Raw genomic sequence first — 23,671 nt, 5'->3', positions numbered from 1 at the left:
GCCCACAGGTCAGGTTTTTCCGGTATGATGCGCGCCCGCCGTAAAGCCGGCCCCGTTACTGTGCACCTCACGAAGCGCTGCTTCGGTTGCACACGCAAGGCGGGCATCTAGTTTCATTCATTCATCACGCGTTCTCGCAAATTCTCGCCGACCAGGCTGCCAGGGTGACCCAAAAGGTCCTACACGGCATGTGCAGCCTTGGAGCAATGGGTCTTTGCGGATGCACACGAGGCAGACCCATGACCCAGGAACTCGGCGGCTTCGCCGCGCTCGGACTCAATCCCAACGTACTCGCAGCGGTTATCGCAACCGGCTACGAAGAGCCGTCGGCCATCCAATTGCAGTCGATTCCGGTGATCCTCGCCGGCCACGACATGATCGGCCAGGCGCAGACCGGTACCGGCAAGACCGCGGCTTTCGCCCTGCCGATCCTGTCGCGCATCGACCCGGCCAAGAAAGAACCCCAGGCGCTGATCCTCGCGCCGACCCGCGAACTGGCCCTGCAGGTCGCCACCGCGTTCGAAACCTACGCCAAGCAGATGCCCGGCCTGAACGTCATCGCCGTCTACGGCGGCGCGCCGATGGGCCCGCAGCTCAAGGCTATCCGCCAGGGCGCCCAGGTCATCGTCGCCACGCCGGGTCGCCTGGTCGACCACCTGCGTCGTGACGAGAAGGTTCTGTCGACCATCCAGCACCTGGTGCTCGACGAAGCGGACGAAATGCTCAAGCTCGGCTTCATGGACGACCTCGAAGTGATCTTCCAGGCCATGCCGGAGTCCCGCCAGAGCGTGCTGTTCTCCGCCACGCTGCCGCACTCGATCCGCTCCATCGCCGAAAAGCACCTGAAAGAGCCGAAGCACGTCAAGATCGAGACCAAGACCCAGACCGTGACCGCGATCGAGCAGGCGCACCTGATGGTGCATGCCGACCAGAAAGTCGCTGCCGTCTGCCGTCTGCTGGAGGTCGAGGACTTCGACGCCCTGATCGCCTTCGTGCGCACCAAGCAGGCCACCCTGGACCTCGCGTCGGCGCTGGAAGCCAAGGGCTACAAGGTGGCGGCACTGAACGGCGACATCGCGCAGAACCAGCGTGAGCGCGTAATCGAATCGCTCAAGGATGGCCGTCTGGACATCGTCGTCGCCACCGACGTCGCCGCCCGTGGCCTGGACGTGCCGCGCATCACCCACGTGATGAACGTCGACATGCCCTACGATCCGGAGTCCTACGTGCACCGCATCGGCCGTACCGGCCGCGCCGGGCGTGCCGGTCGCGCGCTGCTGCTGGTCACTCCGCGTGAGCGCCGCATGCTGCAGGTCATCGAGCGCGTCACCGGGCAGAAAGTCGCCGAGGTGCGCCTGCCCGACAACCAGCAGGTGCTCGATGCGCGCATCCGCAAGCTGACCACCAGCCTTTCGCCCCTGGTGGCCGATGCCGAAGCCAGCCACGGCGATCTGCTCGACCGTCTGATCGCCGACATCGGCTGCAGCCCGCGTGCACTCGCCGCAGCGCTGCTGCGCAAGGCCACCAACGGCCAGGCGCTGACCCTTGCCGAAGTCGAGCGCGAGCAGCCGCTGGTGCCGAGCTCCAGCGCTCCGCGCGAACGCCGTGAGCGTGATGGCGAGCGCAGCGGCGAACGCCGTGCGCCGGTTCCGCTGGCTGAAGGTCGCGTGCGTTGCCGCACCGCGCTGGGTACTCGCGACGGCATCGCCGCGAAGAACCTCCTCGGCGCCATCCTCAACGAGGGTGGTCTGGCTCGCGAAGCCATTGGCCGCATCCAGATCCGCGAGAGCTTCAGCCTGGTGGAGCTGCCGGAAGACGGCCTGGACCGCCTCCTGGGCAAGCTCAAGGACACCCGTGTTGCCGGCAAGCAGCTGAAGCTGCGTCGCTATCGCGAGGATTGATCCTTCGCTGAACGAAAAAGCCCCGCCGTTGCGGGGCTTTTTCATGGGTGCTGGAAAGTGCTGCGCTCAGTCGAAGCGGTAGATGTCCATCCCCAGTGCGCCTAGGGTGAAGCCGGCGTGCGCGACGCTGAACGCCGGCCCGCCAGCCGCGCGGGCGAAATACAGCGGCAGCAGGTGTTCATCGCTGGGGTGATTGCGCACCGCGAATGGCGCCTGGCGACGGTAGTCGAGCAGCGCGGCCTCGTCGTCGCCGGCCAGGCGCTCGACCATCCAGTCGCGAAACGCGCTCGCCCAGGGCTCGATGCGGTCCGGCCCGGCGTGCCAGTCCAGTTCGCCAAGGTTATGGGTGATGCTCCCGGAGCCAACGAGCAGCACGTCGCTCTCACGCAGGGCGGCGAGCGCGCGCCCGACCTGCTGCTGGAAGGCTGGGCCGCGACGCGACGGCAGGGAAAGCTGCAGCACCGGGATATCCGCCTGCGGGTACATCAGCCGCAGCGGCACCCAGGCACCGTGGTCGCGGGGGCGCTGCGGGTCGAGCTGGGCATCGAGCCCGGCCTGGCGGAGCTGCGCGATCACCTCGTCGGCCAGGCCCGGCGCGCCCGGTGCCGGGTAGTCGACGGCGTACAACGCCGGCGGGAAGCCGTAGAAGTCGTGCCAGGTTTCCGGCTGCACGGCATTGCCGACCAGCAGGTCGGGGCTTTCCCAGTGCGCGGATACCACCAGCACCGCTCGCGGGCGCGGAAGGCTGGCGGCCAGGCGCGCCAGGGCCGGACCACTGGCGCCGGGTTCCAGCGCGAGCATCGGCGAACCGTGGGAAATGAACAGGCTGGGCAGCATGGTGAACTCCTTGATCAGGCCTTCATCTTCGGCAGCGCCGCGCGGTGTTTCCAGCGGAAAATTCCAATGCGTATGAACGAATTCGCCGATGCAGAGCGCGACGGAGCGAGGGTGGTGACGATGGGCGACATGCGTCGCGACAATGAAAAACGGCGCCCTTGGGCGCCGTTTTCGTCATCGCGATCGATCAGTTCTGGAAGCGTTTCAGCACCAGGGTGGCGTTGGTGCCGCCGAAGCCGAAGCTGTTGCTCATCACTGTGTCGATCTTGGCGTTCTCGCGGGTCTTTAGCAGGATCGGCAGGTCGCCGACCTCGGCGTCCAGCTCGTCGATGTTGGCCGATCCGGCCATGAAGTTGCCTTCCATCATCAGCATGCAGTAGATCGCTTCCTGGACGCCGGCGGCACCGAGGGAGTGACCGGACAGGCTCTTGGTGGAGCTGATCGCCGGGGCCTTGTCACCGAACATGTTGCGCACGGCCTTGATCTCGGCGACGTCACCCACCGGCGTCGAGGTGCCGTGGGTGTTCAGGTAGTCGATCGGCTGGTCGACGGTGCTCATCGCCAGCTGCATGCAGCGCAGCGCACCTTCGCCGCTCGGCGCGACCATGTCGTAGCCGTCGGAGGTGGCGCCGTAGCCAACGATTTCGGCGTAGATCTTCGCGCCGCGCTTGAGGGCGTGTTCGAGTTCCTCGACCACCACCATGCCGCCGCCACCGGCGATGACGAAACCGTCACGCTTGGCGTCGTAGGCGCGCGAGGCTTTTTCCGGCGTGTCGTTGTACTGGGTGGAGAGGGCGCCCATGGCGTCGAACAGGCAGCTCTGGCTCCAGTGCTCTTCTTCACCGCCGCCGGCGAAGACCATGTCCTGCTTGCCCAGCTGGATCTGCTCCATGGCGCTGCCGATGCAGTGCGCGCTGGTGGCGCAGGCCGAGGAGATCGAGAAGTTGACGCCCTTGATCTTGAACGGCGTGGCCAGGCAGGCGGAAACGGTGCTGCCCATGGTGCGGGTGACGCGGTATGGGCCGATGCGCTTGACGCCTTTCTCGCGCAGCGTGTCGATGGCTTCCATCTGGTTCAGCGTCGAGGCACCGCCGGAACCGGCGATCAGGCCGACGCGCGGCGAGGAGATCTGCTCCTCGCTCAGGCCGGCGTCTTCGATGGCCTGCTGCATCGCCAGGTAGGCGTAGGCGGCGGCATCGCCCATGAAACGGAACAGCTTGCGGTCGATCAGTTCTTCGAGGTTCAGCTGCACCGAGCCGGAGACGTGGCTGCGCAGGCCCATCTCGGCGTATTCCGGGTTGAAGCGGATCCCTGCACGGCCGGCGCGCAAGTTGGCTGAGACGGTGTCTTTGTCATTGCCCAGGCAGGAAACGATACCCAGACCGGTGATTACGACGCGGCGCATGCGGATAACCCTTAAAAATTGTCAGTGGATGTGAACAGGCCGACGCGCAAGCCTTCGGCACTGTAGATCTCGCGGCCATCGACGCTTACCGAGCCATCGGCGATGGCGAGGATCAGCGAGCGGTTGATGGTGCGTTTGATATGAATGTTGTAGGTGATCTTCTTGGCGGTCGGCAGGACCTGGCCGAAGAACTTCACCTCGCCCGACCCCAGCGCACGGCCGCGGCCCGGATTGCCCTGCCAGCCGAGGTAGAAACCGACCAGTTGCCACATGGCGTCGAGGCCCAGGCAGCCCGGCATGACGGGGTCACCCTCGAAATGGCAGGCGAAAAACCACAGGTCAGGGTTGATGTCGAGCTCTGCGACTATCTCACCCTTGCCGTACTTGCCGCCGCTTTCGCTGATGTGAACGATGCGATCGATCATCAGCATGTTGGGGGCGGGCAGTTGCGCATTACCCGGACCGAAAAGCTCGCCGCGGCTGCAGGCAAGCAGGTCTTCGTAGGTAAAGGCGTGTTGTTTGGTCATGCGAGCTCCTCAATGGTCCCGTGCGTGAAGACCGGGGTGGATCGTCGTCCTGGCGACGGCAGCGCATGCCGTCAGCCTAGTCATAGACTGCGCGGCCTGGCTGAAAGTCACAGCGCAGCGAGTACAGTCGTACACTTGCATTGTCGCCGATTCGGCGGGCGTGCGGCACTTTATCATTACTCACCGCTTCCGAACGGGCGGGGCGGCAGCCAGCGCAGCAACAACTGCTGCAGCTCTGCCCGTTTGAATGGTTTCGCGAGGTAATCGTTCATCCCGGCTTCCAGGCAGCGTTCGCGGTCACCCTGCAGGGCGTTCGCCGTCAGCGCGATGATCGGCAGCATCGCGCGACCTTCGAGCCGGCGGATGCGACGTGTCGCCTCATAGCCGTCCAGGCCGGGCAGGCGGCAGTCCATCAGGATCACGTCGAATTCGTTGCGTTCGGCTTCGCGCACCGCCTGCACGCCGTCGTCGACCAGCGCGACGGTGTAACCGAGGCTGCGCAGCATCGCCTCTATGACCGTCTGGTTGACCGGATTGTCTTCCACCAGCAACACGCGCTGGCCGCTGCCGGTACTGCCGACGACGGCGCGCTGGCCGTGACCACCAGGCACCTGCTGGCGGAACGGCAGGGGAATCTCCAGGGTGAATACCGAGCCTTGCGCCGCCTGGCTTTCCGCGCGCAGCGTGCCGCCCATGCGCTCCGCCAGCGTCCGCGCGATCGGCAGGCCGAGGCCGGTGCCGCCGTAGCGGCGGGAGATGGAACTGTCGGCCTGCTGGAAGGCGTCGAACATGTGCTCGAGCCGCTCCGGCGGGATACCGATGCCGCTGTCCTTCACCGCGCAGGTGAGCCAGAGCACTTCGGCGTCCAGCGGCTGCCAGCGCACCTCGACCAGGATCTGGCCTTCCTCGGTAAACTTCAGCGCGTTGCCGATCAGGTTGACGAGAATCTGCCGGATGCGTGTCGGATCGCCCTGTACCTGAAGCCATTCCAGCCCTGGCTGGGTATCGATGCGCAGCTCCAGGCCGCGCTGCGCGGCGCTGTGCTGGAAGACCATGGCCGATGTCTGGATCAGCTCGAAGAGCGAGAAGGGAATCCGCTCCAGCTCCAGCGCATCGCGCTCGATACGCGAGAAATCGAGGATGTCGTTGATCACCTTGAGCAAATGCTCGGTGGATTCGCTGGCCAGCGCGGCGTATTCCTCCTGCTCACGGGTCATCTCGGTGGTTTCCAGCAGTTGCAGCATGCCCAGCACGCCATTCATCGGTGTGCGCAACTCGTGGCTCATCATCGCCAGAAAGTCGGATTTCGCCCGGTTGGCCTGCTCGGCTTCCTCGCGGGCGTTGGTCAGCTGGGCGATGGTGCCTTCCTGTTCGGCGCTGGCCTGGGCGAGGCCGTCGGCCAGGCGGTTGATGTGCCGCGCCAGGTCGCCCAGCTCATGTTCGTCGACTTCCGGTAGCTGGGTCTCGAAACGACCCGCGCGGATCGCCTGCACCGCCTGGCCCATCGCGCTGATCGGTTCGGCGAGGCGCAGCGACAGCCGGCGCGCCAGCATGAAGGTGAAGACCAGCGCGAACAGCGCCAGCGCGGCGGCTTTCAGGAGGATTTCCTGCTGGCGGCTGCTGAACGCATCGTTGGACATGCCGACCACCACGCGGCCGAGGTGCTCGCTATTAGCCAGCGGCGGTATTTCCGGCTCACCGGTCAGGCTTGCCTCGTCATCGGGAAATACCAGCGGCTGCAGGCGTATGGGCGCCTGGAAGGTCGCCGAGGATTTCCCTCCGCTATCCCGGCCTCCGCGTTCGAGATAGACCAGGACCTTGTCGTCGCGGTCGCGTACCTCGAGATAGCGCACATGGGGCGTTTCCATCGTCGCCTTGAGCAGGCTGCGCAGGACCGGCAGGTTTCCGGAAATCACCCCGTATTCGCAGGCCGGCGCCAACTGGTCGGCGATCAACTGGCCGGTGTGCTGCAGCTCCTGCTGCAGGTCCTGCAGGCGGGTGAAGGTGAACAGACCAGTGAGCAGCAGGGTCAGCAACAGCGCCGGCCCCACGCTGATCAGCTGCGTCCGGGTATGGATATCCCAGCTCGGTCGGAACTTCATCGGCTGTGTTCTCCTGCTGCCAGGCGCCTCGCCAGTTCGGCGTCGTCGTCCAGGGCGATGCCCAGGGCGCGGGCGACCTGGGGGTTGCTGAGCACTTTGAAATGCGTCGGATAGAGCGCTCTCGGCCAGCTCGTGGGGGGCTGGTCGAGCAGTTCATCGAGGCTTTGCAGCCAGTCGTCCTGGTCGCTGTAGGTGCTGCTCAGACTACCGGCTCGGACGAAGGGCGCGTTGGGGCCGATCAGCGCGCGCTGGCGGGCGTAGCTGGTCAGTAGGAGGCTCTTGGCGGTCAGCGGGTTGTACAGGCTGGGCGCCTCGAAACCGAGCAGCACCTCGCTGTCGTTGAGCAGCTCCAGGAGTGGACGGCTGTCGCGCGGGTTGGGCCATTCCCGAGCGACGATCTCCAGCTGCAGGGGCGCCGCGGCCTGGCGCAACGGTTCGAGCAGGTGCTGGCTGTCTACGTCAAAAAGCACGCCGACCCGGCGCACATGGGGGAGCAGCAGGCGCAGCAGTTTCAGCTGGCGATCCAGCGGCGGATCGTTCCACAGCAGCGTGACGTTTTCCGGCCGCTGGCCGTTCAGCCAGCGGCGAGCCTCCAGGCGGTTGACCCGCATGATCAGGGTGGGCGATTCGATGGCCGTTTTGAGGCGCCACGCGAGGGCGTCTTCGCCGATCAGGATCAGCCGGGTGGTCGGTGAAGGAAGCGGGCCGATCGCCAGCTCGCCGATCGGCACAAAGCGCACCTGATCTTCGGGCCGCTGCGCCGCCAGTGCGGCAGTGAACTGGCGCACCGCCGGAGCGTCCTGGGCGCTGAGGATGATCTCGGCGGCATCCGCGCCGCGCAGCGCGAGGACGAGCAGCATCGACACGCAGGCCAGCGTGGCGCTCAGCAGACTCGTCCTTGAGGAGGGGCGCATCTCAGAAGCCCAGTTCGGCGCTGAGGTAGAACTGCTGGCGGTCGTCGTAGAGGTTTTCTTTCCAGGTCAGTGCCTCGTCGTCCAGCCGCTGTTGCAGTACGCCGGCGATCTGCAGGTCGGTGCTGCCGAGGCGCACGCGCCTGGCCAGGCGAAGGTCGAGCCGCTCGAAACGTCGTTCGTTGAGGGCGTCGGCACCGTAATAGATGATGCTGCTCGACCAGCCGTGGGCCCACTCGCGCATCCAGGCCGCCGACCCGCTGTTGCGTGCCGAAAGGCGCAGGTCGCGGTCTTCGGTGCCGGACTGGTCGACATAGGCGTACGTCAGGCGCACGCGGTCGCTGGCGCTCAGGCGCCAGTCCGCCTGCAGTTCGGCGCCCTGGAAACTCATGCTGTTGGCGTTGCTGGGGGTGTAGCCATCGCTGGTGAAGGCCTCGCTGATCATGTCGCTCACGTCTTCACGGAACAGCTTCAGGTCGATGCTCAACCCCAGGTTGGAGAACAGTCCGTTGTAGCCGAGCTCGCGCGAGCGCATGTGCTCCTCCTTGAGGCCACCCGTACCCGTGACCCTGGAGAAATAATAGGCGCTGTTCTGGCCGTTCACGCTCGGCGAAAGGTTGCTCACCTCATAGCGCAGGTCGAGGTTGTTCTCGGCCATGTCGGGGGTGCGCACGGCTTCGGAATACACCGCGCGCAAGCCGTGGCTGGGGGTGATCAGGTAGTTCACGGCGAGGCGCGGGGTAAGCGATTCGCCGCTGTTGCGGTCGTTCTCCAGCATCGCGCCGCCCTGCAGGATCCAGTGCGGGTCGATCGTCCACTCGAGGTGCGCGAAGGTGCGCAGGATGTCGTTGTCCAGCTTGCCGCCGAAGTAGGTGTCCGACGCCACTTCCTCGCGGCGGTACCCGGCGCCGCTGAGCAGGCGCAGGCTGTCGGTGACGCTGTAGGTGTCCTGCAGTTCGAGGTCGTAGCGGGTTTCTCGGATGTTCTGGTTGACGTCGCCGCAGACGGCCGGCTGCTGCGTGGTCACCTGTTCTTGCATCTGTTGCAGCACCTGTTGCGCCAGGGCTGCTTCCGTCACTGTGGTGCCGGCAGGTAGTGGGCGGGTAGGGAAGCGGAATACCCGCTTGGTCAGTACCGGATTCAGGCTCCAGAGCTCGGCGAGCTGCGGGCTGAAGGCCAGAGCGGCGTCACAGGCCACCCATTCCTGCTTGCGGTCCCAGTGCTGCGCCGCTCCCTGGATGTAAAGGCTGTGGCGCGGGTTCATGTCGAAGGTCCAGCGCATCGAGCCGGCATAGTCGCGGGCGACCACGTCGGAGTTGTTGTCCCCCGGCGCGATGCCACCCGGAATCAGCCTGTCGAACACCGGTTCATAGTTGTAGGGCCGTTGGTTGGTTCCTTCCTTGGCCGCCAACTGCCAGTCGAGCGTCTGCTGCGCATCGAGGCGGTGAGTGGTGGAGAGGTTGAAACGGTTGGCGCGGGTGCTGTCGCGGAAGTCGTTGCCTTCGTCGTCATGGTCGAAACCGTCGTCCTGCAGCCCGGAGAGCGACAGGCGCATGTCGCCGTCCTGCCAGTTGAAGCCCTGGCTGGCGTACCAGTCGTTCACGCCACGCTTGCCGCGGGTGACCTTCAGGCGCGTGCCGATGCTCTCGGACGGCGAGCGGGTGATGATGTTGATCACACCCATCAGCGCGTTGGCACCGTAGCTGACCGTATTCGGCCCGCGAAACACCTCGATCCGATCGATGTCTTCCAGGGCCACCGGAATGTCCGCCCAGTCCACCGTCGCCAGGCCGGCGCGGTATACCGAGCGGCCGTCGATCAGCACCTGCATGCGCCGCGCTTCGCTGACGCTGCTGCCGTGATAGTTGACCATGCCCTGGTTGCCGGACAGGTAGCCGACCATCATCCCCGGCACCAGCCGCATCAGCTCCGGCACGCTGCGCGCGCCGCTGGACTCGATCAGTTGCCGGTCAAGCAGGGTCACGCTGCCGGGAACGGCGGCGGGCGACTGCTTGAGTCGGGTCGCGGTGAGAATCTGCGGCACGCTTTCGCCGTCGGCGAAGAGGTCTTCGGCAGCTGCCGGATGGGTCGTGGCCAGCGCCAGCAGCGCGAAGGAGAAGGGGAGCGAAGGGCGTAGTGGCACGACGGCGATCATCGGGGGCAGCAAAGCGCGCATGTTAACCGAGCGGCCGGGCTTTGCCAGCGCACCGCGGTGGCATTTGGCCGTGCCACTGGTCGCTTCAACGGCGCGCCGTATAATGGACGCCGATTGCCATAACCCTGCGGACCTTCCATGACAGCACAGCAACCCATCGCGGTCCTCGGTGGCGGCAGCTTCGGCACCGCCATCGCCAACCTTCTGGCCGAGAACGGCCAGGCGGTCCGCCAATGGATGCGCGACCCCGAGCAGGCCGAGGCGATTCGCCAGAACCGCGAAAACCCGCGTTATCTCAAGGGCATCAAGGTGCATCCGGCGGTGGAACCGGTCACCGATCTGGCCGCCACGCTCGAGGCCAGCCATCTGCTGTTCGTTGCGCTGCCCTCGAGCGCGCTGCGCAGCGTGCTGTCGCCGGTGGCCGATCGATTGAGCGGCAAGTACCTGGTCAGCACCACCAAGGGCATCGAGGCGCAGAGCTTTCTGCTGATGAGCCAGATCCTCGAGGAGATCGCCCCGGAGGCTTCCATCGGGGTGATTTCCGGGCCGAACCTGGCCCGCGAAATCGCCGAGCACGCCCTCACGGCGACGGTTGTCGCCAGCGAAAACGCCGACCTCTGCAGCCGCGTGCAGCAGGTCCTGCACGGCCGCACGTTCCGCGTTTACGCCAGCCAGGACCGCTTCGGCGTCGAGCTGGGCGGCGCGCTGAAGAACGTCTACGCGATCATCGCCGGAATGGCCGTGGCGCTGGGCATGGGCGAAAACACCAAGAGCATGCTGATTACCCGCGCGCTGGCCGAGATGACCCGGTTCGCGGTGAAGCTGGGTGCCAATCCGATGACCTTTCTCGGCCTGGCCGGAGTCGGCGACCTGATCGTCACCTGTTCCTCGCCGAAGAGCCGCAACTACCAGGTCGGCTTCGCCCTCGGCGAAGGGCTCAGCCTGGAGCAGGCGGTCAATCGCCTCGGCGAAGTGGCGGAGGGCGTCAACACCATCAAGGTGCTGCGTGCCAAGGCCGAGGAACTGCGGGTCTACATGCCACTGGTCGCCGGTCTTCACGCGATTCTCTTCGAGGGCCGTACCCTGGCCCAGGTCATCGAGGCCCTGATGCGCGCCGAGCCGAAGACCGACGTGGACTTCATCTCGATCAGCGATTTCTGAACCCAAGGAGCTGTACATGAACGACGCCAAACCGCGCCGTGAATCCCTTGTGCTGCGGATTCTCTGGATGCTGCTGTTCTTCCTCGTCTGGCAGGTGACCGAGGTCCTGCTGGCGCTGCTGGTGGTGGCGCAGGTGGTATTCCGTCTGATCAACGGCGCGCCGAGCGGTGCGCTGATGGACTTTGGCGACAGCCTCGCGCAGTACCTGGCGCAGATCGGTCGCTTCGGCGCCTTTCACACCGACAGCAAGCCCTGGCCGTTCGCCGACTGGCCGGCGCCGCGTGTCGCCGACGGCGAAGCCCCCCTGCGTCCGGTCGAGCCGCTGAGCCGCGACGAGGCACAACCGTGAGGGTGTACCTGCTGCGACACGGCGAGGCCGAGGCACCGCGTACCAACGATGCGCGCCGCGCACTGACCGAACACGGTCGCGACGAAGTCCGCGCCAGCGCGTCGTTGCTTGCCGAAAGACCGTTGCAGGCGATCCTCGCCAGCCCCTACGTGCGCACCCAGCAGACCGCCGAGCTGGTGGCGACCCAGCTCGGCTACCGCGGGGTGATCGAGAGCGCCGATTGGCTGACCCCCGACAGCGACCTGCGCGAAGCCCTCGACCGCCTGAACGAGCGCAGCGAAGACGAACTGCTGCTGGTCACCCATCAGCCCCTGGTCGGCGCGCTGGGCGGGCTGCTGGTCCACGGCCACCGCCAGCAGCCGCTGCCCATGAGCACCGCGAGCCTGGCGGTCCTCGACGGCGAAATGGCTCTGGCCGGCGGCATGCAGCTGGTTTCCCTGACCCACCCGCGGGTCTGATTTCAAAAAGACACAATCTCGCGGTTGCAGCCCCTTGTTGCTCATGGAATAGTCAACCAAGCAAGTGCTTGGTTGATCCCCATAACAACAACAATGGAGGCGTCCCTGTGGCTACTGCGCAGCGTTTACCCCTCGCGCTCTTCTATGAGCGCGAACAGCGGCATCCGAACAAGCGTTATCTGGTCCAGCCATTGCCCGGCGGAGAACTGCAGGTGCTCAGCTGGGGCGAGGTGGGCGAGCAGGCGCGACGTGCCGCGTGCTGGCTGCGCGGCCTCGAACTGGAGCCGGGCAGCCGTGTCGCGATCATCTCGAAGAACTGCGCGCACTGGATCGTCGCCGACCTGGCGATCTGGATGGCCGGGCATGTCTCCGTCCCGCTGTATCCCAACCTCACGGCCGATTCGGTGCGCCAGGTGCTCGAGCATTCCGGGACGCAGGTGGCCTTCATCGGCAAGCTGGACGATTGGGGCGCGATGGCGCCGGGCGTGCCGCCTGGCGTGAAGACGGTCAGCCTGCCGCTGCACCCGGCGGCCGATTTCGACCACACCTGGGACGAGCTGCAGACCTGCTCGCCGATCCGCGACAATCCGTTGCCGCCGGCCGGGCAGCTCGCCAGCATCATCTACACCTCCGGCACCACCGGCACGCCCAAGGGCGTGATGCAGACCTTCGGCAGCTTCGGCTTCGCCGCCAGCAACGGCAGCCAGCTCACCGAGGTGGGCGAGGACGATCGCGTGCTGTCCTACCTGCCGCTGTGTCATGTCGCCGAGCGGATGTTCGTCGAGATGGCCTCACTGTACGCCGGGCTCACGGTGTTCTTCGCCGAAAGCCTGGAGACCTTCCTCGATGACATGCGGCGTGCGCGGCCTACGGTGATCTTCGGCGTGCCGCGGATCTGGACCAAGTTCCAGATGGGCGTCTACAGCAAGATGCCCGCGCGCAAGCTGGATCGCCTGCTGGCGCTGCCGCTGGTTGGCCGTGTCGTCGGGCGCAAAGTGCTCGCCGGCCTCGGCCTGGACGCCGTGCGCTTCGCGCTGTCCGGTGCCGCGCCGGTGCCCGAGGCGCTGCTCGACTGGTATCGGCGCCTCGGCCTGGAGGTGCTCGAGGTGTACGGCATGACCGAGAACTGCGGCTACTCGCACCTGGGCCGCCCGGGTCTGCAACGCCCGGGCTGGATCGGCATCGCCAGCCCCGGCGTCGAAGTGCGGATCGACGATTCCGGCGAAGTGCTGATTCGCAGCGACGCGACCATGAGCGGCTACTACAAGGACCCGCAGCGAACCGCCGAGACCCTCACCGAGGACGGCTTCCTGCGTACCGGCGACAAGGGCGAACAGAATGCCGAGGGCTACCTGCGCCTGACCGGGCGGATCAAGGAAATCTTCAAGACCAGCAAGGGCAAGTACGTCGCCCCGGCACCGATCGAGAACCGCCTGGCGGTGCATTCGCGGATCGAGCAGGTCTGCGTGATCGGCGATGGCCTCGCGCAGCCGATGGCGCTCTGCGTACTTTCCGAAGTCGGCCGCGCGGAGGCGGCGAACGGTACTCGCAATGAACTGGAAAACAGCCTGCGCAATTTGCTCGAAGAGGTCAACGGCGGTCTCGACAAGCACGAACGGCTGCAGGGGCTGGTGCTGGTCAAGGACATCTGGGCGGTGGACAACGGCTTCCTCACGCCGACTCTGAAGATCAAGCGGGCGATGATCGAGGATGCCTACGGAGCGCGCTTCGGCGAATGGGCGGCCCGCTCGCAGGCGGTGCTCTGGCACGACTGACCGCCGGTGCCCTCCGGCGCCGCGCTGCAATTTTGTCCAAGAGCGTGGCGCCGTCAGCGGGTAAAATGGGCGCATGGAGCAGATCAACCACATCACCAGCGGGCTGTCGGGCGTGCGTCTCATCGACGCCGAGTACCACAGCTTCGCATTCCCCCGGCATTTCCACCTGGAGTACCACCTAGGCCTGCTGCTGCGCGGCGAGCACCGCTACGTGCATCGCGGCGAAAAGCGCCAGGTCGGCGCCGGCGACATGCTGCTGATGGCTCCGGAATGCATCCACGACGGCGCCAGCCTGACGGGCGAGGGTTATCGCATCCGCGTGATGGCGCTCGACCCGCAATGGCTCGACGACGCCAGCCGCAGCCTCAGTGACGGGCGCCAGGGCGCGCCGCGGCTGACCAGCGCGGTGCTGCGCGATCCTCGCCTGCAAGCGCATCTGCAGGATTTCCACGCGGCCATGCTCGGCGGCTCGCCGCTGTCCCAGGAAAGCACCCTCTGGCAGGCGCTGGCGCATCTGCTGGAGATGGGTTCGAGCCTGCGTATCCGCGAGCCCGCCCAGGGCTTCGACCCGACGACCTGGAGGCGCCTGCGCGACTGGCTCGAATCGCGCCTCGAGTCGCCGCCGAGCCTGGAAGAGCTGGCGGCATTCTGTGGTGTCAGCTCGTGGCAGGCGCTGCGCCGCTTCAGCCGGCAAACCGGCCTGCCGCCGCACCAGTGGCTGATGTCGCTGCGTCTGGAGAGGGCGCTGCCGCTGGTGTTGCGCGGTCTTCCCCTGAGCGACATCGCCCTGCGCCTGGGCTTCTACGACCAGGCGCACTTCTCCCGCTTGTTCCGCCGTACCTACGGGCTGCCGCCGGCGCGCTTGCGTCAGGGCTGACGGCCACGCTCGTTCATTTCGACCTTACCCCCGAATTCTGGAGAAAAGCATGCAGGAGACCTCCGTCTTGCTGTCGTTGATGGCGGTGTTCGCCGTGGCGCTGGTCAGCCCCGGGCCGGACGTGGCGCTGGTGGTGCGTACCGTGATCCATCAGGGCCGTCGCGCCGGTCTGCTCAGCGCGCTGGGCCTGGCGTGCGGCATCCTGCTGCACGGCACCCTGGTGCTCACCGGCGTTTCGCTGCTGCTGAGCCGCTCGCCGTTGCTGTTCACGGCGATCCAGCTATTCGGCGCCGGTTACCTCGGCTGGCTCGGCGTCGGTGCGTTGCGCGCCTGGTTTCGCCGCGGCGAGGCGTCCGGCGGCGGGCTCGACGGTGAACTCGCGCCGTCGCCGCTCGGCCCCTGGTTGCGCGGGGTGGCGACCAACCTGTTCAATCCCAAGGCCCTGGTGTTCTTCCTCGCGCTGCTGACCAGCCTGATCCCGCCGCACATGTCCCTGCCGGGCAAGTTCGCCGCCGCGGGCATCCTGTTCTTCTTCGGCCTGGCCTGGTTCAGCCTGCTCAGCGTCGCGTTGACCCAGCCGCGCCTGCAGCGCCGCCTGCTGCGCGCCGCGCCTGTCATCGACGGCCTCTGCGGGCTGGTGTTCCTGCTGGTGGCCGGTGCGATCCTGCTGCGGCTGGCGTTGCCGCACTGACGCCTGGCCGTTGCACCGCCATCACTGGCAGTTACGATCGTTGCTGAGCAGCAACGGCTGCCGGAGAATCTGCTGGACGATTCCCCGATAGATTCCCCAGAGAATCCCGAGCCGAGTGCCGCGCATGCCATCGCCGATCTTCTTCGCCCACGCCAACGGCTTTCCGTCCGCCACCTACGGCAAGCTGTTCGCCGCGCTGCAACCCGACTACCCGCTGCATTACCTGGAGCAGCACGCCCACGATCCGCGCTTCCCGGTGGATGACAACTGGGGCGGGCTGGTCGACGAGCTGCTGCATCACCTCGAAGCGCTCGATCAGCCGGTGTGGGGCGTCGGCCACTCCCTCGGCGGCGTGCTGCACTACCACGCGGCGCTACGCCGTCCGCAGCTGTACCGCGGGGTGGTGATGCTCGACTCGCCGGTGCTGACGCTCGCCGACCGGCTGGTCATTCGCGCCGCCAAACGCTTTGGCTTCATCGACCGTATCACCCCGGCCGGGCGAACCCTCGGGCGCCGCGAAGCCTTCGACGACGCCGCGCAGGCGCGCCTGTACTTCGCCGGCAAAGGGCTGTTCCGCCGCTTCGATCCGGAATGCCTGGACGCCTACGTCGAGCACGGCCTCGCCCCCAGCGATAAGGGACTGCGCCTGAAATTCGACCCGGCTACGGAGATCAGTATCTACCGCAGCGTGCCGCACCTGAGCCCCGGGCGGCCGCAGCAGTTGCAGGTGCCGCTGGCCGTGGTGCGCGGCCGGCATAGTCGGGTAGTACTGCCGCACCATGCGCGTTCCGTGCAGCGCATCCCGCGCGGTGAGTACCTGACGCTGCCTGGCGGCCACATGTTCCCGCTGGAACGCCCGGCGCAGACGGCGGACCTGCTCAGGTCGCTGTTCCAGCGTTGGGAATCCCATTCCGACGCCGAAAAGGAGCCCGCATGAGCGCGCCCGTCGAAGAGATCCGCCTCAACCTCCCGCACATCGAGCTGGCCGCCCATCTCTACGGTCCGGAGGACGGGCGGCCGGTGATCGCCCTGCACGGCTGGCTGGACAACGCGGCGAGCTTCGCCCGGCTGGCGCCCAAGCTGACCGGGATGCGCATCGTCGCCCTGGATTTCGCCGGGCACGGGCATTCCGCGCACCGCGGCGCGGGCGCCGGTTACCAACTCTGGGATTACGCGCTGGACGTGCTGCACGTCGCCGGGCAACTGGGCTGGTCGCGCTTCTCGTTGCTCGGCCACTCGATGGGCGCCATCGTCTCGGTCCTGCTGGCCGGCGCCATGCCACAGCGCATCGAGCGCCTGGCGTTGATCGATGGCTTGATTCCCTACCTGGGCGAGGCCGCCGATGCGCCGCGAAAACTGGGCGAGGCGCTGCAGGCGCAGCTCGACCTGCCGAACAAGCGCAAGCCGGTCTACGAAAAGGTCGAGCAGGCGGTGATGGCGCGGATGAAGGGCGTTGGCGCGGTCAGCCGCGAAGCCGCCGAGCTGCTCGCGCAGCGCGGGCTGATGCCGGTGCCCGGCGGCTACACCTGGCGTACCGATGCGCGGCTGACGCTGCCCAGCCCGTTGCGTTTCACCCGTGCGCACAGCCAGGCGTTTCTCGCCGCTGTGCAGTGCCCGGTCGACCTGGTGCTCGCCGAGAACGGCCTGCTGAAGGGCGAGCTGCCTCTGTTGCAGATGCTCGAATCATTGCCGTTCAACGTCACCCGACTCGCCGGCGGTCATCACCTGCACCTGGACGACGAAGCCGGTGCCGCCTCCGTAGCAGACTGTTTCAATAGGCGCTTCGCTTCGGCTTGACTTGCCGCCGGCAACTGGGAAGGCTGGGCGGCCAGACAAGGGAGAAGATCATGATCGACCTCTATACCGCCGCCACGCCCAATGGCCACAAGGTCTCAATCGCTCTGGAGGAACTCGGCCTGCCGTACGACCTGCACGTGCTGAGCTTCGATCGCAAGGAGCAGAAGACCCCCGAATTCCTGCGCATCAACCCCAACGGGCGGATTCCCGCGATCGTCGACCGCGACAACGACGACTTCGCCGTCTTCGAGTCCGGGGCAATTCTGGTCTACCTCGCCGAGAAGACCGGCCAACTGATGCCCAGCGACGTCAAGGGCCGCTCGCGGGTGCTGCAGTGGCTGATGTTCCAGATGGGCGGCGTCGGCCCGATGCAAGGCCAGGCCAACGTGTTCTTCCGCTACTTTCCGGAAAAACTGCCTGGCGCGATCTCCCGCTACCAGAACGAAACCCGGCGGCTCTACGAGGTTCTCGATCGCCGGCTAGGCGAGGCCGAGTATCTCGCCGGCGACTACAGCATCGCCGATATCGCCACCTTCCCCTGGGTGAAGATCCACGATTGGTCCGGTGTTTCACTTGACGGGCTGACGCATCTGCAGCGCTGGCTGGACGCCATCGACTCACGACCCGCGGTGCAGCGCGGCCTCGCCAGGCCGAGCCGGGAAGAGGGCGACGCAAAGATCAAGACGGCACAGGACATCCTCGTCCGGTGAGCATTCATAGCCTTCGGCCGATGCTGCTCGGCCTCTTTCTCGCGGCCTGCCATGCCCAGGCCGCGGACGTCGCTGGCAGTCACGATCTCGAGATGCTGCCACGCCCGGCGAACGCCGAGATCGTCGATTTCCGCGAAACCGCCGATCTGGAGCGCATCTTCCCGCAGGGCTCGATCCGCAGGATAAGCGGCGACCTGCGCTTCGAGCAGCAGGTGGCGACCCAGGGACGACAGCTTTCGCTGACCTACGAACTGCCCGCGGAACACACCTCCGAGCAGGCCTTCACCCAGGCTCGCCGCGCCTTGCAAGAGCAGGGCGGACACCTGCTCTACTGGTGCGAGGGGCGTGATTGCGGCTCCAGCAGCCTGTGGGCCAACGCGGTGTTCGGCAGCTCCAAGCTCTACGGCCCCGACGATCGCCAGGCCTATGCGCTGGTTCGCCTGAGCGTCGGCGAGATGGACGACCGCCTGGTGGCGCTCTATGCGATCACGCGCGGTAACCGGCGCGCCTATCTGCATGTCGAGCAGTTCGACGCCAGCAGTCCGCTGGGCGTGGTCCTGCCGACCCCGGCGACCCTGCTGCGGCAACTGCTAGATAGCGGCGAGCTGGACCTGAGCCTGCTCGACGAAGGCCCGCAGGACGACTGGGTGAAACTGCTGGCGCGCAGCCTCAACCAGAACAGCGGCGTACGCGTGACGCTGTCCGGTGTGCAGGCCGAGCAATGGCGCGATGCGCTGGTGCAGGGCGGCGTACGCGCGCCGCGCATCGAGGTGGACGGCGCGACCCGCCAGGGGCTGCATCTGGACCTGTTGCGCTAGGCCTCATGCCGCCAGGCCGCCGAAGTGTCACACTCGGCGGCCTGATCCTCCCCCAACCGTTTTTCGGAGCGTTTTTCGATGCCCAACAACGACCGCCTGCTGGTGCAGATTCTGCTCCTCGGGCTGCTCGGCGCGTGCCTGTGGGTGCTGGCGCCGTTCGTTTCCGCGCTGTTCTGGGCCGCTGTGCTGGCCTTTGCCAGCTGGCCGCTCATGCGCCTGCTGACGCGGGCGTTGAAAGGGCGAGAGAACCTCGCGGCGGCGATCCTCACGGCGGGCTGGATGATTCTGGTGGCGGTGCCGCTGGTGCTGCTCGGCTTCAACGTCGCCGACCACATCCGCGACGGCATGCAACTGATCAAGGAAGTCCAGGTCGACGGCCTGCCGCCTCCGCCGGACTGGCTGGACAACGTGCCGCTGGTGGGCGATCGGCTGGTGCAATGGTGGACTCGGGTCGACGAGCAGGGCACCGCCTATTTCGTCACCCTGCGCCCCTACGTCGGCGAGGTCGGCAACTGGCTGCTGGCACGCAGCGCCCGGGTCGGCGGCGGCATGCTGGAACTCGCCCTGAGCCTGGTGCTGGTGTTCTTCTTCTACCGCGACGGCCCGCGCATGGCCGATTTCGTCATGCGCCTGCTGGAGCGGCTGATCGGCGAGCGCGCCGATCACTATCAGCGGCTGGTGGCGGGCACCATCCAGCGCGTGGTCAACGGTGTGATCGGCACCGCCGCGGCTCAGGCGCTGCTGGCGATGATCGGTTTCGCCATTGCCGGGATTCCGGGCGCGCTGGTGCTCGGCCTGCTGACCTTCGTGCTCAGCCTGATACCGGTCGGCCCGCCGCTGGTGTGGATTCCGGCGACGGCCTGGCTGCTCTGGCACGGCAGCTACGGGATGGGCATCTTCCTCGGCGTGTGGGGCGTGTTCGTCATCAGCGGGGTGGACAACGTGCTCAAGCCCTACCTGATCAGCCGGGGCGGCAACCTGCCGCTGGTGGTGGTGCTGCTCGGCGTGTTCGGCGGCATCCTGGCGTTCGGCTTCATGGGCCTGTTCCTCGGCCCGACGCTCCTGGCGGTGGCCTTCAGCCTGATTTCCGACTGGATCGCGCCGCGGGCGCACCAGGCCCTGCCAGCCGGCGAGGAGAAGGATGCGCCGCCGCTCTGAGCGTCGGCGCGCGTTTAATCCTGGCGGAGTGGGAGGGCAGGCATTACCGGCGTGGCAGGCGCAGCACGGCGGTCAATCCGCCGCCGGGGCTTTCTTCCAGCAGCAGCTCGCCGCCCAGGCGGAGCGCCGCCTCACGGGCGATCGACAACCCCAGTCCAACACCCCCCGAGTTGCGGTTGCGCGAGCTTTCCAGGCGGAAGAACGGTTCGAAGACGGCTTCGCGCTTTTCGGCCGGAATCCCCGGGCCATTGTCGATGACCCGCACGTCGACCTGCCCCTCGCCGTCGTGCAGCTCGATGCGCGCGTGGCCGGCGTAGCGCAGCGCGTTGTCCAGCAGGTTGTTCAGGCACGAACGCAAGGCCTGCGGCTGGGTGTGCAGCGGCCGGCACGTGCCGACGACGCTGACTGCGGCGCCGTTGTCCTGGGCGTTCTCCACCAGTGATTCGACCAGCGACTGCAGGTCGAACAGGTGCCGCGTCTCGCTGGTGCGCTGTTCGCGCAGGTAGGCGAGGGTGGCGTCGAGCATCGCGGTCATTTCGCCCAGGTCGTGGCTCATGCGGGTGCGCAGGTGGCCGTCCTCCAGTTCCTCGACGCGCAGCTTGATCCGCGCCAGGGGCGTGCGCAGGTCGTGGGAGACGGCGGTGAGGATGCGGCTGCGCTGGGCGATCTGTTCGCGGATGCGCGCCTGCATGCGGTTGAACGAGCGGGCGGCCTTGCGCACCTCCTGCGGGCCGCCCTCGGCCAGCGGTGTGCTGTCGATGTTCTCGCTCAGGCGTTCGGCGGCGGCGCTCAACTGGCGGATCGGCCGGGTCAGCAGGCGCGCGCCGAACCAGGCGGCGGCCAGCAACAGGAGAAGTTGCAGCAGCAGCGGCATCAGCGGCCCGCTGAGTGGCGAGGGCTGGCGCAGCTCGGACTCTTCGAGAAGCACCAGCGAACTCGGGTGTTTGGGCGGTGGCGGAGGGCCATAGGCGCGGAACCAGAGGAAGCCGATCAGATGGCCCAGCACGATGGCGGCGACGAAGATGCCGAACAGCCGGGCGAACAGCGTATCGCCGCGGCGCATCAGTCGATATCCCGCACGTCGAACAGATAGCCCTCGCCGCGCACGGTCTTGATCAGCCGGGGTGCCTTCGGATCGTCGCGCAGCTTCTGTCGCAGCCGCGAGACCAGCAAGTCGATGCTGCGGTCGAACGCCTCGATGCTGCGCCCGCGCGCGGCGTCGAGCAGGTGTTCGCGGCTGAGCACACGCCGCGGGCGTTCGAGGAACACCCAGAGCAGGCGGAATTCGGCGTTGGACAGCGGCACCAGCATGCCGTCCGCGGACTCGACCTGGCGCAGCACGCTGTCCAGACGCCAGCCATCGAAGCGGACACTCTTGCGCTGGTCGCTGCGTGGCGCGTCACGGCCATCGCGCACCCGGCGCAATACGCACTGGATGCGCGCCACCAGCTCGCGCGGCTCGAAGGGCTTGGCGATGTAGTCGTCGGCGCCCAGCTCGAGGCCGATGATGCGGTCGGTGGGTTCGCAACGCGCGGTGAGCATCAGGATCGGAATGTCGGAGCTGGCGCGCAGGCTGCGGCACAGCGAGAGTCCGTCTTCGCCGGGCAGCATCAGGTCCAGCACCAGAGCGTCGAAATGCTCGCGATCCAGCGCCGCGCGCATCGCCACGCCGTCGCTGACGCCTTCGGCCTGGATGCCGAAGCGCTCCAGGTAACCGCAGAGCAGTTCGCGGATGTCGGCATCGTCATCGACGATCAGGACGCGGGTGGCTTTGAAGGCGCTGCTGGCTGTTTCCACGAGGCTCGGCTCCCGAGGCGATTACAAAAAAGGTCGCGATGCTCGCACGCATTCATATCGGCCCGTTTTCCGCCAGGTAACGAGATCGTTACATGCCGGGTTAGTGCGTCGCCTCGTAGCTGTCCAGGGTGTCGCTGGCGATCTGCCGGCCGAGCTGGATCAGCTCCGGCGCCTTGTAGAACTCGAAGAAGCGGCAGACGCGCTTGGGCACGTTGATCAGCACATCCGGTGGATAGCCGGCGATCTTGTACTGCGCCAGCGAGGTCTGCATCACCTCGAAACTCTGGTTGACCAGGTCGAGCAGCGACGCCGGGCCGACGTTCTCCAGTACCCGTGAACCGCTGGCCGATTTCGGCGAGCTGTTGCCCTGCGGCGCGGCCGAGGGTTGCTGGGCGTCTGGCGCGGCATCCAGCCAGGGGTCTACGGTCTCGCCGCCTTCCGCAGCGATCAGCAGCAGCGGCTCGCCGCTTTCTTCACGGCGACGGAAGGGCAACCGCGTGCTCAGCGCCGCGACCAGCGCATCGAAGCGCGATTTCAGCAGCGCCGGGCGCTCGATCACCGGCAAGCGGTAATGCTGCTGGCCGGACGAGTTCAGGTTGACCGCGACGATCAGGTCGCAGTGGCTGGACACCACCGGCACGATCGGCAACGGGTTCAGCAGGCCGCCATCGACAAGCATGCGGTTGCCCTGGACTACCGGGGTGAACAGGCTCGGAATCGCCGCCGAGGCGCGCATCGCCTGGTGCAGGCTGCCTTCCTGGAACCAGATTTCCTGCTGGTGGGTGAGGTCGGTGGCAACCGCGGTATAGGGAATCGGCAGGTCCTGGATATCGATCTCGCCGACGATCTCGCGGATTCGGCCGAAGACCTTCTCGCCGCGGATCGCCCCCAGCGAGAAGCTGACGTCGACCAGGCGCAGTACGTCGAGGTAGTCCAGGCTCTCGATCCACTCGCGGTACTCGCGCAGCTTCCCGGCGGCATAGGCGCCGCCGACCACCGCGCCCATCGAACAGCCAGCGATGCAGCCGATCTCGTAGCCGCGCGCCTCGAGCTCCTCGATGACACCGATGTGCGCGTAGCCACGCGCGCCCCCCGAACCCAGAACCAGGGCCACTCGCTTGCTCATCCACACCTCCCCGGAAACCGATCGTGCGACGATACGCGTCCGCTTTGCCGACGCCAAGAAGCCGCGCCAGGCCGGCACTTTTTGTGTGGCAGACCGGTCTCAGCGAAGGCAAGCTGTACACCTTCCGAAGGAGAAACACATGAAAGCCTGGATACTGATTCCCCTGATGGCGCTCACGCTGGCCGGTTGTGCAGGCAAGACCTCGTACCGCACCAGCTGCGCCAATGGTCTGGATGCCGCCTGGAAAGAGCAGAGCCTCGCCGAAGCCGAAGGCTTCGCCGGTACGGTCAGCTATTCCAAGGCCGTGACCCTGCTCACCGCCGCCAAGACCCAGCAGCAGTTCGAAGCCTATTCGGGCTGCGTGAAGAAGGTCGAGAAAGCGCGCTTCTACCTGCGCGAATCCCGCGCCGGCCGCTGACCCGCACGCCGGCGCCACGCCCGTGGCGCCGGTGGCGATCCTCCTACCAAGTGGTTCCCCGATGCAGATCGATTTCTCCGCCCTGACGTCGCTCGAAGCGTATCGCTGGATGGCCAACACCGTGACGCCGCGGCCGATCGCCTGGGTCTCCACGCTATCCGCCGACGGTGTCGCCAACCTGGCGCCGTTCAGCTTCTTCCAGGTGATCAGCGATACCCCGCCGACCCTGATGGTGAACATCTCCACACGCGGCGATGGCAGCCTCAAGGACAGTATGCTGAACCTGCAAGAAACTGGTGAGCTGGTGATCCAGCTGGTTTGCGCCGATCAGGTCGAGGCGATGAACGCCAGCTCCGCGACCCTGCCACGCGGCACCAGCGAGTTCGAATACTGCGGCATCGCCAGCGAGGCCTCGGTGCGGGTCGCGCCGCGGCGGGTGAAGGGTGCGCCGGTGGCCTTCGAGTGCCGGGTGGCGCAACTGTTGCCCTATCCGGCGCACGAGCCGAACTGCACCCTGGTGTTCGCCGAAATACTCTACGCGCACATCGATCAGGGCGTGCTCGACGAACAGGGCCGGATCGATGCCGGCAAGCTGGATATCGTCGGACGCCTGGGCGGCAAGTCCTACAGTTACACCCGCGAGCGTTTCGACCTGACGCGGCCGAACTGACGCCTCGCGCGCGTCGACTTTTATGACG

Annotated in this window: 23 protein-coding genes; 14 read left to right on the top strand and 9 right to left on the bottom strand. The window is 66.7% G+C overall.

Annotation, left to right across the window (positions count from 1 at the left end; translation table 11 throughout):
• Positions 1-206: 206 nt before the first annotated feature.
• Positions 207-1,901, top strand: a complete 1,695-nt coding sequence (locus B2X67_RS06610) for a DEAD/DEAH box helicase (protein WP_273231622.1) — start codon at positions 207-209, stop codon at positions 1,899-1,901.
• A gap of 66 nt (positions 1,902-1,967) precedes the next feature.
• Here the strand turns inward: B2X67_RS06610 and B2X67_RS06605 are convergent, their stop codons facing one another.
• From B2X67_RS06605 to B2X67_RS06580, 6 genes are all read right to left on the bottom strand, one after another.
• Positions 1,968-2,738, bottom strand: coding sequence for a DODA-type extradiol aromatic ring-opening family dioxygenase (locus B2X67_RS06605; protein WP_286784999.1), 771 nt, complete (start codon positions 2,736-2,738; stop codon positions 1,968-1,970).
• Between the two features lie 187 nt (positions 2,739-2,925).
• Positions 2,926-4,143, bottom strand: a complete 1,218-nt coding sequence (gene fabB / locus B2X67_RS06600; protein WP_090231036.1) for a beta-ketoacyl-ACP synthase I — start codon at positions 4,141-4,143, stop codon at positions 2,926-2,928.
• Between the two features lie 11 nt (positions 4,144-4,154).
• On the bottom strand, positions 4,155-4,670 hold the full coding sequence (gene fabA, locus B2X67_RS06595) for a 3-hydroxyacyl-[acyl-carrier-protein] dehydratase FabA (protein WP_090231035.1): 516 nt from the start codon (positions 4,668-4,670) through the stop codon (positions 4,155-4,157).
• Between the two features lie 176 nt (positions 4,671-4,846).
• On the bottom strand, positions 4,847-6,772 hold the full coding sequence (locus tag B2X67_RS06590; protein WP_273231617.1) for a response regulator: 1,926 nt from the start codon (positions 6,770-6,772) through the stop codon (positions 4,847-4,849).
• Complete coding sequence (locus B2X67_RS06585; RefSeq protein WP_286784998.1) at positions 6,769-7,686, bottom strand: ABC transporter substrate-binding protein; 918 nt, start codon at positions 7,684-7,686, stop codon at positions 6,769-6,771. The genes B2X67_RS06590 and B2X67_RS06585 overlap by 4 nt, the downstream gene beginning before the upstream one ends.
• A gap of 1 nt (position 7,687) precedes the next feature.
• Positions 7,688-9,838 carry a TonB-dependent receptor plug domain-containing protein gene (locus B2X67_RS06580; protein ID WP_376747764.1) on the bottom strand — a complete coding sequence of 717 codons (2,151 nt, stop codon included), beginning with the start codon at positions 9,836-9,838 and terminating at the stop codon, positions 7,688-7,690.
• Between the two features lie 138 nt (positions 9,839-9,976).
• Between B2X67_RS06580 and B2X67_RS06575 the strand changes: the two genes are divergently transcribed.
• From B2X67_RS06575 to B2X67_RS06525, 11 genes are all read left to right on the top strand, one after another.
• Positions 9,977-10,999, top strand: coding sequence for an NAD(P)H-dependent glycerol-3-phosphate dehydrogenase (locus B2X67_RS06575; RefSeq protein ID WP_090231032.1), 1,023 nt, complete (start codon positions 9,977-9,979; stop codon positions 10,997-10,999).
• A 16-nt stretch (positions 11,000-11,015) separates the two neighbouring features.
• Complete coding sequence (locus B2X67_RS06570) at positions 11,016-11,348, top strand: DUF4389 domain-containing protein (protein ID WP_286784996.1); 333 nt, start codon at positions 11,016-11,018, stop codon at positions 11,346-11,348.
• A complete protein-coding gene (gene sixA, locus B2X67_RS06565; RefSeq protein ID WP_286784995.1) occupies positions 11,345-11,806 on the top strand; it encodes a phosphohistidine phosphatase SixA in 462 nt (153 codons plus the stop codon). The genes B2X67_RS06570 and sixA overlap by 4 nt, the downstream gene beginning before the upstream one ends.
• Before the next feature lie 107 nt (positions 11,807-11,913).
• On the top strand, positions 11,914-13,581 hold the full coding sequence (locus B2X67_RS06560) for an AMP-binding protein (RefSeq protein WP_286784994.1): 1,668 nt from the start codon (positions 11,914-11,916) through the stop codon (positions 13,579-13,581).
• A gap of 73 nt (positions 13,582-13,654) precedes the next feature.
• Entirely contained in the window at positions 13,655-14,458 is an 804-nt protein-coding gene (locus B2X67_RS06555) for an AraC family transcriptional regulator (protein ID WP_286784993.1), read from the top strand.
• A 49-nt stretch (positions 14,459-14,507) separates the two neighbouring features.
• Positions 14,508-15,149 (top strand): LysE family translocator, encoded by a 642-nt coding sequence (locus B2X67_RS06550; RefSeq protein ID WP_286784992.1) that lies wholly within the window; start codon positions 14,508-14,510, stop codon positions 15,147-15,149.
• Between the two features lie 124 nt (positions 15,150-15,273).
• A complete protein-coding gene (locus tag B2X67_RS06545) occupies positions 15,274-16,086 on the top strand; it encodes an alpha/beta fold hydrolase (protein WP_286784991.1) in 813 nt (270 codons plus the stop codon).
• Complete coding sequence (locus tag B2X67_RS06540) at positions 16,083-16,946, top strand: alpha/beta fold hydrolase (protein ID WP_286784990.1); 864 nt, start codon at positions 16,083-16,085, stop codon at positions 16,944-16,946. Before B2X67_RS06545 ends, B2X67_RS06540 begins: the two co-directional genes overlap by 4 nt.
• A gap of 50 nt (positions 16,947-16,996) precedes the next feature.
• Positions 16,997-17,656: a glutathione S-transferase family protein gene (locus tag B2X67_RS06535; RefSeq protein ID WP_286784989.1), complete on the top strand. Its 660-nt coding sequence runs from the start codon at positions 16,997-16,999 to the stop codon at positions 17,654-17,656.
• 20 nt (positions 17,657-17,676) lie between these two features.
• On the top strand, positions 17,677-18,474 hold the full coding sequence (locus tag B2X67_RS06530; RefSeq protein WP_286785024.1) for a DUF4892 domain-containing protein: 798 nt from the start codon (positions 17,677-17,679) through the stop codon (positions 18,472-18,474).
• 78 nt (positions 18,475-18,552) lie between these two features.
• Complete coding sequence (locus B2X67_RS06525; protein WP_273231593.1) at positions 18,553-19,632, top strand: AI-2E family transporter; 1,080 nt, start codon at positions 18,553-18,555, stop codon at positions 19,630-19,632.
• Positions 19,633-19,675: 43 nt separating this feature from the next.
• Here the strand turns inward: B2X67_RS06525 and B2X67_RS06520 are convergent, their stop codons facing one another.
• The 3 genes from B2X67_RS06520 to B2X67_RS06510 all read right to left on the bottom strand — a co-directional run bounded on the left by B2X67_RS06520 (position 19,676) and on the right by B2X67_RS06510 (position 22,555).
• Complete coding sequence (locus B2X67_RS06520; RefSeq protein ID WP_376747763.1) at positions 19,676-20,695, bottom strand: ATP-binding protein; 1,020 nt, start codon at positions 20,693-20,695, stop codon at positions 19,676-19,678.
• Positions 20,695-21,429, bottom strand: a complete 735-nt coding sequence (locus tag B2X67_RS06515; protein ID WP_273231591.1) for a response regulator — start codon at positions 21,427-21,429, stop codon at positions 20,695-20,697. The genes B2X67_RS06520 and B2X67_RS06515 overlap by 1 nt, the downstream gene beginning before the upstream one ends.
• Before the next feature lie 100 nt (positions 21,430-21,529).
• Positions 21,530-22,555 (bottom strand): patatin-like phospholipase family protein, encoded by a 1,026-nt coding sequence (locus B2X67_RS06510; RefSeq protein WP_090231019.1) that lies wholly within the window; start codon positions 22,553-22,555, stop codon positions 21,530-21,532.
• A gap of 139 nt (positions 22,556-22,694) precedes the next feature.
• On the opposite strand from B2X67_RS06510, the gene B2X67_RS06505 reads away from it, so the two are divergent.
• On the top strand, positions 22,695-22,973 hold the full coding sequence (locus tag B2X67_RS06505; protein WP_090231018.1) for a hypothetical protein: 279 nt from the start codon (positions 22,695-22,697) through the stop codon (positions 22,971-22,973).
• Between the two features lie 61 nt (positions 22,974-23,034).
• Positions 23,035-23,643 carry a flavin reductase family protein gene (locus B2X67_RS06500; protein ID WP_286784988.1) on the top strand — a complete coding sequence of 203 codons (609 nt, stop codon included), beginning with the start codon at positions 23,035-23,037 and terminating at the stop codon, positions 23,641-23,643.
• Positions 23,644-23,671: the final 28 nt, after the last annotated feature.

The organism is Pseudomonas sp. UBA3153 (genome assembly GCF_002364635.1).
GTDB classification, from domain to species: Bacteria; Pseudomonadota; Gammaproteobacteria; order Pseudomonadales; family Pseudomonadaceae; genus Pseudomonas_O; species Pseudomonas_O kuykendallii.
This window is presented reverse-complemented; position numbering and strand designations above follow the sequence as displayed.

Coding starts and splice junctions, on each gene's coding strand:
- B2X67_RS06570 (WP_286784996.1), top strand. CDS start 11,016: ATGAACGACGCCAAACCGCGCCGTGAATCCCTTGTGCTGCGGATTCTC.
- B2X67_RS06550 (WP_286784992.1), top strand. CDS start 14,508: ATGCAGGAGACCTCCGTCTTGCTGTCGTTGATGGCGGTGTTCGCCGTG.
- B2X67_RS06530 (WP_286785024.1), top strand. CDS start 17,677: ATGCTGCTCGGCCTCTTTCTCGCGGCCTGCCATGCCCAGGCCGCGGAC.
- B2X67_RS06520 (WP_376747763.1), bottom strand. CDS start 20,695: ATGCGCCGCGGCGATACGCTGTTCGCCCGGCTGTTCGGCATCTTCGTC.
- B2X67_RS06510 (WP_090231019.1), bottom strand. CDS start 22,555: ATGAGCAAGCGAGTGGCCCTGGTTCTGGGTTCGGGGGGCGCGCGTGGC.
- fabA (WP_090231035.1), bottom strand. CDS start 4,670: ATGACCAAACAACACGCCTTTACCTACGAAGACCTGCTTGCCTGCAGC.
- B2X67_RS06605 (WP_286784999.1), bottom strand. CDS start 2,738: ATGCTGCCCAGCCTGTTCATTTCCCACGGTTCGCCGATGCTCGCGCTG.
- B2X67_RS06545 (WP_286784991.1), top strand. CDS start 15,274: ATGCCATCGCCGATCTTCTTCGCCCACGCCAACGGCTTTCCGTCCGCC.
- B2X67_RS06610 (WP_273231622.1), top strand. CDS start 207: ATGGGTCTTTGCGGATGCACACGAGGCAGACCCATGACCCAGGAACTC.
- B2X67_RS06535 (WP_286784989.1), top strand. CDS start 16,997: ATGATCGACCTCTATACCGCCGCCACGCCCAATGGCCACAAGGTCTCA.
- fabB (WP_090231036.1), bottom strand. CDS start 4,143: ATGCGCCGCGTCGTAATCACCGGTCTGGGTATCGTTTCCTGCCTGGGC.
- B2X67_RS06580 (WP_376747764.1), bottom strand. CDS start 9,838: ATGATCGCCGTCGTGCCACTACGCCCTTCGCTCCCCTTCTCCTTCGCG.
- B2X67_RS06540 (WP_286784990.1), top strand. CDS start 16,083: ATGAGCGCGCCCGTCGAAGAGATCCGCCTCAACCTCCCGCACATCGAG.
- B2X67_RS06575 (WP_090231032.1), top strand. CDS start 9,977: ATGACAGCACAGCAACCCATCGCGGTCCTCGGTGGCGGCAGCTTCGGC.
- B2X67_RS06500 (WP_286784988.1), top strand. CDS start 23,035: ATGCAGATCGATTTCTCCGCCCTGACGTCGCTCGAAGCGTATCGCTGG.
- B2X67_RS06590 (WP_273231617.1), bottom strand. CDS start 6,772: ATGAAGTTCCGACCGAGCTGGGATATCCATACCCGGACGCAGCTGATC.
- B2X67_RS06505 (WP_090231018.1), top strand. CDS start 22,695: ATGAAAGCCTGGATACTGATTCCCCTGATGGCGCTCACGCTGGCCGGT.
- B2X67_RS06525 (WP_273231593.1), top strand. CDS start 18,553: ATGCCCAACAACGACCGCCTGCTGGTGCAGATTCTGCTCCTCGGGCTG.
- B2X67_RS06555 (WP_286784993.1), top strand. CDS start 13,655: ATGGAGCAGATCAACCACATCACCAGCGGGCTGTCGGGCGTGCGTCTC.
- B2X67_RS06585 (WP_286784998.1), bottom strand. CDS start 7,686: ATGCGCCCCTCCTCAAGGACGAGTCTGCTGAGCGCCACGCTGGCCTGC.